Annotated in this window: 11 protein-coding genes and 1 pseudogene; 3 read left to right on the top strand and 9 right to left on the bottom strand. The window is 71.1% G+C overall.

What is annotated here, in order from left to right; translation table 11 throughout:
* Window positions 1-43 precede the first annotated feature (43 nt).
* From AB0C29_RS17790 to trpS, 7 genes are all read right to left on the bottom strand, one after another.
* Window positions 44-1,585, bottom strand: a complete 1,542-nt coding sequence (locus tag AB0C29_RS17790) for an ABC transporter ATP-binding protein (RefSeq protein WP_360821378.1) — start codon at window positions 1,583-1,585, stop codon at window positions 44-46.
* Between the two features lie 191 nt (window positions 1,586-1,776).
* A complete protein-coding gene (locus AB0C29_RS17785; RefSeq protein WP_360821376.1) occupies window positions 1,777-2,871 on the bottom strand; it encodes a BMP family ABC transporter substrate-binding protein in 1,095 nt (364 codons plus the stop codon).
* 195 nt (window positions 2,872-3,066) lie between these two features.
* Complete coding sequence (locus tag AB0C29_RS17780; protein WP_360821375.1) at window positions 3,067-3,348, bottom strand: SCO4848 family membrane protein; 282 nt, start codon at window positions 3,346-3,348, stop codon at window positions 3,067-3,069.
* Window positions 3,349-3,384: 36 nt separating this feature from the next.
* A complete protein-coding gene (locus AB0C29_RS17775) occupies window positions 3,385-3,774 on the bottom strand; it encodes a hypothetical protein (protein WP_360821373.1) in 390 nt (129 codons plus the stop codon).
* 7 nt (window positions 3,775-3,781) lie between these two features.
* Window positions 3,782-4,702 (bottom strand): YihY/virulence factor BrkB family protein, encoded by a 921-nt coding sequence (locus AB0C29_RS17770; RefSeq protein ID WP_360821371.1) that lies wholly within the window; start codon window positions 4,700-4,702, stop codon window positions 3,782-3,784.
* A 73-nt stretch (window positions 4,703-4,775) separates the two neighbouring features.
* Entirely contained in the window at window positions 4,776-5,309 is a 534-nt protein-coding gene (locus tag AB0C29_RS17765; protein ID WP_360821369.1) for a 2'-5' RNA ligase family protein, read from the bottom strand.
* Between the two features lie 5 nt (window positions 5,310-5,314).
* Complete coding sequence (gene trpS / locus AB0C29_RS17760) at window positions 5,315-6,340, bottom strand: tryptophan--tRNA ligase (RefSeq protein ID WP_360545467.1); 1,026 nt, start codon at window positions 6,338-6,340, stop codon at window positions 5,315-5,317.
* 152 nt (window positions 6,341-6,492) lie between these two features.
* Between trpS and galE the strand changes: the two genes are divergently transcribed.
* Genes galE through AB0C29_RS17745 form a run of 3 tightly spaced genes read left to right on the top strand, consistent with a single transcriptional unit; the run spans window position 6,493 to window position 8,871 of the window.
* Window positions 6,493-7,470, top strand: coding sequence for a UDP-glucose 4-epimerase GalE (gene galE / locus AB0C29_RS17755; protein WP_360821367.1), 978 nt, complete (start codon window positions 6,493-6,495; stop codon window positions 7,468-7,470).
* Between the two features lie 13 nt (window positions 7,471-7,483).
* On the top strand, window positions 7,484-8,629 hold the full coding sequence (gene galK / locus AB0C29_RS17750; protein ID WP_360821365.1) for a galactokinase: 1,146 nt from the start codon (window positions 7,484-7,486) through the stop codon (window positions 8,627-8,629).
* 44 nt (window positions 8,630-8,673) lie between these two features.
* Window positions 8,674-8,871, top strand: a complete 198-nt coding sequence (locus tag AB0C29_RS17745; protein ID WP_360821363.1) for a hypothetical protein — start codon at window positions 8,674-8,676, stop codon at window positions 8,869-8,871.
* Window positions 8,872-8,914: 43 nt separating this feature from the next.
* Here the strand turns inward: AB0C29_RS17745 and AB0C29_RS17740 are convergent, their stop codons facing one another.
* Window positions 8,915-9,907 carry a glycoside hydrolase family 43 protein gene (locus AB0C29_RS17740; RefSeq protein ID WP_360821362.1) on the bottom strand — a complete coding sequence of 331 codons (993 nt, stop codon included), beginning with the start codon at window positions 9,905-9,907 and terminating at the stop codon, window positions 8,915-8,917.
* Window positions 9,901-10,614, bottom strand: a pseudogene (locus tag AB0C29_RS17735) (glycoside hydrolase family 43); the annotation flags it as partial. The pseudogene AB0C29_RS17735 and the gene AB0C29_RS17740, both read right to left, overlap by 7 nt.

Genomic DNA, 10,614 nt, shown 5'->3' with positions numbered 1-10,614 from the left:
TCGTCGCCCGGCTTCCGCGGTGCGCCGCCCGGGTCGTCGCTGGTCACGTGGTCCCCTTCTCAGCGGCCCCGTCGCCGTCCGCGGCCGGTCCGGTGCCCGGCTCGGTGACCGGCTCGGCCGGCGCCGCGGCCGAGGGGTCCGTGATGCCGGCCATCAGCAGGCCGATCTCCTCGCGGGGCGTGTCCGGCGAGACGATCGCCAGGATCCGCCCCCTGTACATGACGGCGATCCGGTCGGCCAGCGCCGCGACCTCGTCCAGCTCGCTGGAGACCACCAGTACGGCGGTGCCGACGTCCCGCTCGTGCACGACGCGGCCGTGGATGAACTCGATCGAGCCGACGTCCACGCCGCGGGTCGGCTGCGAGGCGATGAACAGCCGCAGCGGCCGGGACAGCTCCCGGGCCACCACGACCTTCTGCTGGTTGCCGCCGGAGAGCGTGCTGACCGCCGCGTCCGGCGAGGACGTACGGATGTCGAACTGCTCCACCCGCTCGCGGGCCGCCGCGGCGACCGCCGCCGGGTTGAGCCGGAAGGCGTTGCCGTACGGCGCCCGGTCGTACTGGTCGAGCACCAGGTTCTCGGCGACGGTGAACTCCTTGACCACGCCGTCGAGACTGCGGTCCTCGGGCACGTAGCCGACGCCGGAGCGCAGGATCTGCTTGGTGGTCATGCCGGTCAGGTCCTCGTTGTCGACCTGGATGGTCCCGGCCCGCGGCTCGCGCAGGCCCATCACGGCCTCCACCAGCTCGGTCTGGCCGTTGCCCTGCACGCCCGCGATGCCGAGCACCTCACCGGCCCGCACGACCAGGTCGACGCCGTCCACCGCGCGTACGCCGCGGTCGTCGTCGACGATCAGGCCCGAAATCTTGAGGACCTCCCGGCCGGGCTCGGCGGGGGCCTTGGTGACCTCCAGGTTGACCGCGCGGCCGACCATCAGGGCGGCCAGCTCGTCCTCGGGAGTGTCCGGGGAGGCGGTTCCCACCGTGCGGCCGCGGCGAATCACCGTGATGCGGTCGGCGATCTCCTTGACCTCTTTGAGCTTGTGGGTGATGAAGACGATGGACTTGCCGGCGGTGGCCAGGCTGCGCATGACGGCCAGCAGCTCGCCGGTCTCCTGCGGAGTGAGCACCGCGGTCGGCTCGTCGAGGATCAGCAGGTCGACGTCGCGGGTCAGCGCCTTGACGATCTCGACCCGCTGCTGGGCGCCGACCGGCAGATTCTCCACCAGGGCGTCCGGGTCGACCGGCAAGCCGTAGCGCTCGGAGACCTCGAGCACCTCGCGCCGGGCCCGGCGCCGGTCCAGGAAGCCGGCCCGCGCCTTCTCCGCGCCGAGGGCGATGTTCTCCGCCACGGTGAAGACCGGTACGAGCATGAAGTGCTGGTGCACCATGCCGATGCCGGCCGCGATGGCGTCGCGGGGGCTGCGGAAGGTCCGCGCCACGCCGTCGACGAGCACCTCGCCCTCGTCGGGCTGGAGCAGCCCGTAGAGCTGGTTCATCAGGGTGGACTTGCCCGCGCCGTTCTCACCGAGCAGGGCGTGCACCTCGCCCGGTTCGACGGTCAGGTCGATGTGGTCGTTGGCCACCAGGTCGCCGAAGCGCTTGGTGATGCCGCGCAGTTCGAGTCTCAGCGGAATCTCCTGCAGACGAGAGGCTGGTGATCAACGGGGGGACGTTAGCAGCCTGAGCAGAGCCGCCGCGCAGGCCGCGGGGGTGGACCCCACGACCGCGCGGCGGCCGGATTGCTAGCTCGTGACCCGGTGACCCGGGAAACGGATCACTTGGGGGCGTTGGCCGACTCGACCTTGACCGTACCCGCGATGATGTCCGCCTTGAGCTTCTCGACCTCGGACTTGAGGCCGGCGTCGACCTTGCTGTCGAACTGGTTGTACGGCGCGATGGAGACACCGTTGTTCTCCAGCGTGCCCAGGTAGCCCGGGGTCGCCGTGAGCGGCTTGCCGGAGGCGCCGTCCGCGACAGCCGTCTCGACCGCGTCGGTGATGTTCTTGACCACCGTGGTCAGGAAGACGTCGCAGTACTGCTCGGCGCTCTTGCAGCCGTCCTGGTCGACCCAGATGACCGACACCTTGCCGCCGGACGCCTTGGCGACGTCCGCGGTGCCCAGGCCCGTGCCGCCGGCCACCGGCATGATGACGTCGGCGCCCTGCGAGACCTGCGAGTTGGTGATGGTCTTGCCCTTGTTCTGGTCACCGAAGTTCTCGGCGAAGGTGCCGTTCTGCTTCGCCTTGTCCCAGCCGAGCACCTGGACGCTCTTGCTCTTCTGCTTGTTGTAGTACGCCACGCCGTCGGCGAAGCCGTCCATGAAGACGGTGACCGGCGGGATCTTCAGGCCGCCGTAGGTGGCCACCTTGCCGGTCTTGGAGTAACCGGCCGCGACGTAGCCGGCCAGGAAGGCCGCCTGCTCGGTGGCGAACTGCATCGGGAAGACGTTGGTCGCGCCCGCGATGCTGCTGTCCACGATGCCGAACTGCTGGGTCGGGTTCTCCTTGGCCACCTTCTCGGTGGCGCCGCCCATCAGGCCGCCGACCGAGAGGATGAAGTTGCACTTCTGCGTGACGAACTGCCGCAGGTTGGGCTCGTAGTCGGCCTCGGCCGTCGATGCCACGTACTTCGGGTCGACGCTGCTCTGCGCCTCCTTGGCGGCCTGCAGGCCGGCCCACGCCGAGGCGTTGAACGAGCGGTCGTCGATGCCACCGGTGTCGGTGACCATGCACGCCTTATATGCCGCGGCGGCGCTGCTCGCGCCCCCACTCGGGGTCTCGTCCGGGGCGTCGCCACAGGCAGCGGCGGCGAGCGAGAGCCCACCCGCCGCGAGAATCGCAACGATTCGCTTCCCACGTACTGGGCGCAAGACGCCCTCCTTCCACAGCGCACCGGCACTTCGCGGTGCGTCTCAGGTCGGGAGCGTAGCCGCAGGCCACGGCGGCGTCAGGAAATCGGACCGGACTGTTGGCGCACCGTTATCTGGCCGCGACCGGCCGGGCTCCTGAACGCCGCTTTAGCAAGGCTGGGGCGGGAAATGCCCGGTTGCCCGAGTAACCCGCCGTTAATCTTTCGGCGGCAGCGGACCCACGGCCGCGTTTTCTTCGGCGCGTCGCGGCGCGGGGGCCGCCGCGCGCCAGGCCCGGACGCCCAGCACGCCGACCGTCGTGCCGATCACGAGCGACGCGGTGATCAGCAGTGCGTGCACCCAGAGGAACGACGTCGGGCTGCCGCCGGCGAACGACCGGTCGTCGCGGTAGATCGCCAGACCGAACCGGGGCCAGATGAGCCACGTCCAGACACCGACCAGGACCAGGAACGCCGACCACCGTCGCGAGAGCACCACGACACGAGTATGCCCGGCCGGCCGGCGGGCTCCCGGTCAGCCGCCCGCGGTGAGCTTCGCGGCGATGCGGGCGAAACCGGCGCGGACCTCGGCCTCGGACGGCGGCCGGCCCGGCGTCGTGCGCAGCGGCCCCTCGCTGTCCAGATCGGTCGCGGTGGTGTCGATGTCCTGGCCGGAGCGGGCCAGCTCGATCTCGGCGCGGATCGCGTCGGCGTCGGCCAGCGGCAGCAGCGGTTCCACGACCGCCATCAGGTCCTCGTCGGCCACCACGGCCTGGGCCAGCGCGAGGGCGTGCGGCCGCTCGTACGGCCCGCAGACCAGCGGCTCCCATTCCTCTTCGTCGTCCAGCGCGCCGATGGTGATGATCCAGGGCAGGTCCGCCACCGGCGAGTCAGGCGGCAGGTGCAGCGTCACGAGGGTCCCCACCCGCTCATCATTCCGGGCGGTCGTGCCGAATCCAGGTATTTTGCCCCACCGGAGCAGTTTTATCGTCAGCTGACAGGTCCACCACGCGACCGTGTGGGCTGGTCGCCGCCCAGGCCGCGCCGAACAGCAGCAACTGGTTGAAGACGTACAGGTAGACCAGCACGCCCACCGCGCTGGCGACCAGGCCGTACGCGGGGTTGCGCTCGACCAGGCCGAGCAGCGAGCGGCCCACCGTGTTGAGCAGGGTGATGCCGATGCCGACCTGCAGCACCGGCGGGGCCATCCGGCGCGCGGTCATCCGCAGCCGCGGTACGGCGGCCAGCAGAGCCGCCGCCAGCAGCATGTTGATGCCCAGCGTGAGGATGAGGCTGAACACCGCGCGCAGGAACGACACGTGTCCGCCGGCCAGCCACTCCAGCAGCGACTCCAGGCCGTACACGGCGAACACGGAGATGCCGAGCAGCAGCAGGATCCCGATCATCACGAGCAGGTCGACGGCCTGCCGGACGCCGATGTAGCCGGGCTGCTCGTTGAGCCGCCAGATCAGCCGCTGCGACGAGCGGATCGCCTCCACCCAGCCGATGCCGGTGAACACCAGGCCGACGATGCCGACGATGCCGACGGTCTTGCCGCTGGCCAGGATCGCCTCGACGTCCAGGAACGGCAGGTTCTCCCCGAGGAAGTCCTGGACGATCTGGAACAGCGCGGTGTTGCTCTTGATCAGGAAGCCGAAGATCGAGTAGCCGATCAGCGCCAGGGCGAAGACCGCGAAGAAGCCGTAGTAGGCGATGGCCGCGGCGAGCCGGCCGCCCAGCACCTCGTCGTAGCGCAGCAACGCGCGGCACAGGTGGTCGAAGTACCGCGAGCGGTGCCGCAGGGCCATGATCCGGGACTCGACCGCGGCGTACGCCCGGTCGATGGCGTTCACGCCGCCGACCGTACCCAATGCGGCGGGGTCTGTCCGCGCAGGCCCGGGCGGGTCCTCCGGCGGGCCGGGCTGGTTAACGCAGGCCGCCGAGCGGGTAGTCGCGCCGGCGCTGCCAGGGGCCCTCGCCACCGTGCGAGAAGAGCGTGAAACCGCCGACGTCGAAGCGCGCCGAGAAGCCGGCCAGATCCTCGAAGACCGCGTCGAGGGCGTCGCCCGGCACGTCCTGGGCGACCGTGACGTGCGGGTGGTACGGGAACCGGGTGTCCCGGTTGATCGCCTCGGACGCGGTGATCGCGGCGGCCAGCAGCTCGCACTCGCTGATGCCGACCGCGAGGGTCACGAAGACCACCTCGGTGACCGGCCGGAACGTGCCGGTGCCGCGCAGGTGGATGGTGAACGGCTGCTGGGCCGAGGCGACCGCCTCGAGGTGCTTCTCGACGTCGGGCAACGCCTCGGTGCGGATCTCGGTCGGGCCGAGCAGGGTGACGTGCGCCGGCGTGTACGCCGCCTGCGGATCGCCCGCCGCGCCCCGGCGGCGGGTCAGCTCCGAGCCCCACGGCTCGGGGATGTCGATCGCGACGCCGATGCGCGTCGTGCCCTCGGCCACGCGGGTCAGACCTCGCGCGCCGGGCTGAGGAAACCGAGGTGCTGGTAGGCGTTGGCCAGCGTGACCGCGGAGACCGCCCGGGCCTTGTCGGCGCCGACCGCGAGGACCTTGTCGAGGTAGCCCGGGTCCTCCAGGTAGGTGCGGGTGCGCTCCTGGACCGGCTTGACGAACTCGACGAAGACCTCGGCGAGGTCCTTCTTGAGGTCGCCGTAGCCGCGGCCGTCGTACTCCTCGAGCAGTTCGTCTATGGTCCGCTGGGTCAGCGCCGCGTACATGGTCAGCAGGTTGCTGATGCCGGGCTTGTTCTCCTCGTCGTAGAGGATCTCGCGGCCGGTGTCGGTGACCGCCGACTTGATCTTCTTGGCCGACCGGGCGGGCTCTTCGAGTAGCTCGAGGATGCCGTTGGGCGACGACGCGGACTTCGACATCTTCGAGGTCGGGTCCTGCAGGTCGGTGATCTTGGCGGTGTCGCGCACGATGTACGCCGCCGGCACGGTGAAGGTCGGGCCGAACCGGGTGTTGAACCGCTGGGCCAGGTCGCGGGTGAGCTCGAGGTGCTGGCGCTGGTCCTCGCCCACCGGCACGGCGTCGGCCTGGTAGAGCAGGATGTCCGCGGCCTGCAGGATCGGGTAGGTGAACAGCCCGACGCTGGTGGTGTCCGAGCCCTGCTTGGCCGACTTGTCCTTGAACTGGACCATCCGGCCGGCCTCGCCGAAGCCGGTGATGCAGCTCAGCACCCAGGCGAGCTGCGCGTGCTCGGGGACGTGCGACTGCACGAAGAGGGTGCAGCGCTCCGGGTCCAGCCCCAGGGCGAGCAGCTGCGCGACCGACAGACGGGTGCGGTTGCGCAGGGCCACCGGGTCGTGCCCCATGGTGATCGCGTGCAGGTCCACGACGCAGTAGAAGGCGTCGGCGGTCTCCTGCATGGACACCCAGTTGCGGACCGCGCCGAGGTAGTTGCCGAGGTGGAAGGAATCGGCGGTCGGCTGGATGCCGGAGAGCACCCGGGGACGGTGGTCGGCGTCGGACATGAGCGCCATTGTGTCAGCTTCGCGGGGCTTTCCGTCAAACGCCCGGCACCGGATAGTCTGATGTTTGAACGTGTTGACTTATGATCGTTCTTGGTGGAAAGCTATTCTGAAGTCAGCGCGTCCGTCCAGCATCCGCTACGAAAGGTCACGACGTGAAACTGCTCGTCACGGGAGGGGCCGGATATATCGGCAGCGTCACCAGCCGGCTGCTGCTCGACGCCGGTCACGAGGTCACCGTCCTGGACAACCTCAGCACCGGCTTCCGGGAGGCGGTCGCGCCCGACGCCACCTTCGTGCAGGCCGACATCGCCGAGGCCGGCAGCGTGCTGACCCCGCAGGCCGGCTTCGACGCGGTGGTGCACTTCGCGGGCCTGATCGCCGCCGGCGAGTCGATGGTCAAGCCCGAGCTGTACTGGGACCACAACCTGGTCCGCTCGCTGGCCCTGCTGGACGCCGTACGCAGCGCCGGGGTGCCGCGCATCGTCTTCTCCTCCACCGCCGCGGTCTACGGCAACCCCACCGAGCTGCCCATCACCGAGTCCGCGGTCAAGGCCCCGACCAGCACGTACGGCTCCACCAAGCTGGCCTTCGATCTCGCGCTGACCTCCGAGACGTTCGCGCACCGGCTGGCCGCGGTCTCGCTGCGCTACTTCAACGTGGCCGGTGCGCTGATCCGCCCCGACGGCACCGCCATCGGCGAGCGGCACGACCCGGAGACCCACCTGATCCCGATCGCCCTGCAGGTGGCCGCGGGCAAGCGGGAGAAGCTCCAGCTCTTCGGCGACGACTACCCGACCGCCGACGGCACCTGTGTGCGCGACTACATCCACGTGGAGGACCTGGCCCGAGCCCACCTGCTCGCGCTGGACGCGGCCACCCCGGGCGAGCACAAGATCTACAACCTGGGCAACGGCAACGGCTTCTCCAACCGCCAGGTCGCCGAGGTGGCCCGCGAGGTCACCGGGGCCGAGCTGCCGGTCGAGGTGGCGCCGCGCCGCGACGGCGACCCGGCCAGCCTGGTCGCCTCGTCCCAGCGGGCCCGCGACGAGCTCGGCTGGGTGCCGGAGAAGGACACGCTGACCGACATGATCGGCGACGCCTGGGCGTTCTACCGCAGCCACGTCGCGTGATCTGATCATGGACATGACTGTTGCATCCTCCGCGGCGCAGGCCTTCCGCGACGCCTACGGCGCCGAGCCCACCGGACTGTGGGCGGCGCCCGGCCGGGTCAACCTCATCGGCGAGCACACCGACTACAACGACGGCTTCGTGCTCCCCTTCGCCCTGCCGCAGCACGTGGTCGCGGCGGCGTCCCCGGCCGAGGGCACGGACTGGACGGTGTGCTCGACCTTCACCGAGGGCTCGGTCTCGTTCGGCGCCACGCAGCCCGGCGACGTCGAGGGCTGGGCCGGTTATGTGGCCGGCATCGTGTGGGCCCTGCAGGAGGCCGGCTTCGACGTGCCGCCGGCCCGGATCGCGTTCGCCTCGGACGTGCCCGTGGGCGCCGGGGTCTCGTCGTCCGCCGCCCTGGAGTCGGCCACGCTGACCGCCCTGGTCGAGCTGGGCGGGCTGAATCTGCCGGTGGCCGAGCGGCCGGCGCTGGCCCAGCGTGCGGAGAACCTCTACGTCGGCGCGCCGACCGGGATCATGGACCAGTCGGCCTCGATCCGCTGCACCGAGGGCCGGGCGCTGTTCCTGGACTGCCGGTCGCTGGCGGTCGAGCAGATCCCGTTCGATCTGGCGGCCGACGGCCGGGCCATCCTGATCATCAACAGCAACGCGCCGCACCAGCACGTCGACGGCGAGTACGGCGCCCGCCGCAAGTCCTGCGAGGAGGCCGCCCGCATCCTCGGCGTCCCCGCCCTGCGTGACGTCACTCTCGACGGCCTCGACGCGGCGCTGGCCCGGCTCGACGACGACGTGACCCGCCGCCGGGTACGCCACATCGTCACCGAGAACCAGCGGGTCCTCGACACGGTGGAGCTGCTGCGGTCCGGCCGGATCCGCGAGATCGGCCCGCTGATGACGGCGTCGCACGCCTCGATGCGCGACGACTTCGAGATCACGGTGGCCCAGGTCGACGTCGCGGTCGAGGCGGCGCTGGCGGCGGGCGCGTACGGGGCCCGGATGACCGGCGGCGGCTTCGGCGGCTGTGTGCTGGCCCTGATCGACGCGGACCGGGCGGACGAGACCACGGCGGCGGTCGAACGCGCGTACGCGGAGCACGAATTCACCGCCCCGACCACATGGTCGGCGGTCCCTGGCCCGGGGGCTGCCCGCCTGCCCTGACCCGCGGGGGTGTCAGCGGCCGCGCAGCGGGTATGGATCCGGTCATGACTGCGCAATCCGAACCGAATCAGCCGAACGAGTTCGGCTTCGCCGGGGACGCCACCGCGCCGCAGCCCGAGCCCGAGCGGGACCCGGCCGACCGGGTCGACGCCGAGCGGGTCGCGGTGCCGTCCGACGACCTCACCGGAGCCCTCTCCGACGGCATCGAGAACGCGACCCAGGGCGACGACGCGAAGGACTGACAGCAGTGCACCGGGCGGGCCCGAAAGCCCGCCCGGTGCCGTTTCACCTGGGCAAGCGCTGCGGCTCGGCGTTCGGGCCGCGCACGACCGGGCGGCCGTCCACCCAGTCGACCCGGTCCAGCCAGAGCTGGCGGCCCGGGGCGACGCTGCCGATCGCCTCCGGCGGCCACGCGTGGTAGAGCAGCCAGGTTTCCCCGGCCGGCGTGGTGACCAGGAAACTGTGCCCGGGACCGGCCGCGGCCGGCGTCGTGCGCAGGATCGGGTTCTCCGCGGCCTTGCGGCACGGGCCGAGCGGGCTGTCGCACTCGGCGTAACCCACGGCGTAGACGTCCTTGTCGAAGGCGTTCGCCGAGTAGAACAGGAACAGCTTGTCGTCGTGGCGGACCAGCTGCGGCGCCTCGATGACGTGATCCTCCCAGCCGGCGTCGTTGGTCAGCAGCCGGACCGGCTCACCCACCAGCGACCGGCCGTCCGGGCTCAGCCGGCTGCCGTAGAGGTGGGTCGGCTCCCCGATGTGGTTGCCGTCGTTCTTCCAGTGCAGCCAGAGAGCGCCGTCGGCGTCGGCGTACGGGCTCGCGTCGATCGAGCCGCCCTCGTCGGCCTGGCAGATCAGCGGCTTCGCCCCGTCGTCGACGAACGGGCCCAGCGGCGACTCGGCCCGGGCGACGCCGATGCACTGCAGGTTCGCCGCCGTGGACCGGGCCGTGTAGTAGAGCAGGTAACCGCCGTCCGCGGAGACGACCTCGGGCGCCCACGTGTTGCCGCGCTCGGCCCACTTACCCACCTCGGGCAGCGCGTCCCCGGCCGGGGTCCAGGTGACCAGGTCCGGCGAGGTCATGACCGGCACGTTCTGGCTGGTGTTGTTGGTGCCGTAGGCGTACCAGGTGCCGTCGGCCAGGATCGCGCCCGGATCCGGGAAGTTCTCCAGGTACACCGGGTTGGTGAAGGTGGGCTGGGCCACGGTCGGCTCCTTCGTGCTGCCGCAGCCGGCGGCGAGCATTCCGATGGACAGGATGCTGATCAGGCGTCTCACCACCGGCGGAACCGCAGGTAGTCGAAGGACGCGGTGACGGGCGGCTGGGCGCCGCCGTGGGCGATCAGCCCGATCCGCGGCTGCGAGTCCGCGGGCAGGGTCCACACGCCGCCCCAGGTCCAGGTACGGCCGTCCCGGCTCACCCCGGCCCGGTACTCGTGCTCCCCGTTGACCTTGTCGACGTGGTGCGCCAGCCGCAGCCAGGTGGTGGTCAGGCCGGGGGTGCCGGCGATGGTGCCGCCGTACGAGGTGGTGCCCGCGTACGGGATCTCGTGGCCGAACTCGACCTGCCGGGTGTTCCAGATGGCCACCGCGGACAGCCGGGCGAACTCGTCGTCCCCGGCGTACGCGATGAGCCCGGCCTGCTGGTAGTTGCGCACCGAGTCCTCGCCCAGGTCCAGGGTCAGTTTCGTCTCGGCGATCCAGCTGCCGTCCGGCGCGTCGCGCAGCAGCACGCCCGCGTTGTTCGAGGTGCCGGTGAGGTCGGCGTTCTGCACCGGCCAGCGCAGCGCGCCGCCGCTGACGGTCGCCGCCGGGTCGGGCCGCACGAACGTCCAGGCCGGGCTCAGCGCCGAGCCGGTGAACTCGTCGGAGTACGCGGTCAGTGCCCGCCCGGGTTCCGGCACGGCGGCCGCCCGGCGGACCGGTTCGGCGAGCGGGCCCACGCTGACGTTGTCCACCTCGGCAGTGCCGGTGGCCGTGACGCCGAC

The sequence above is a fragment of the Actinoplanes sp. NPDC048791 genome (genome assembly GCF_040650095.1).
Lineage (GTDB): Bacteria > Actinomycetota > Actinomycetes > Mycobacteriales > Micromonosporaceae > Actinoplanes.
This window is presented reverse-complemented; position numbering and strand designations above follow the sequence as displayed.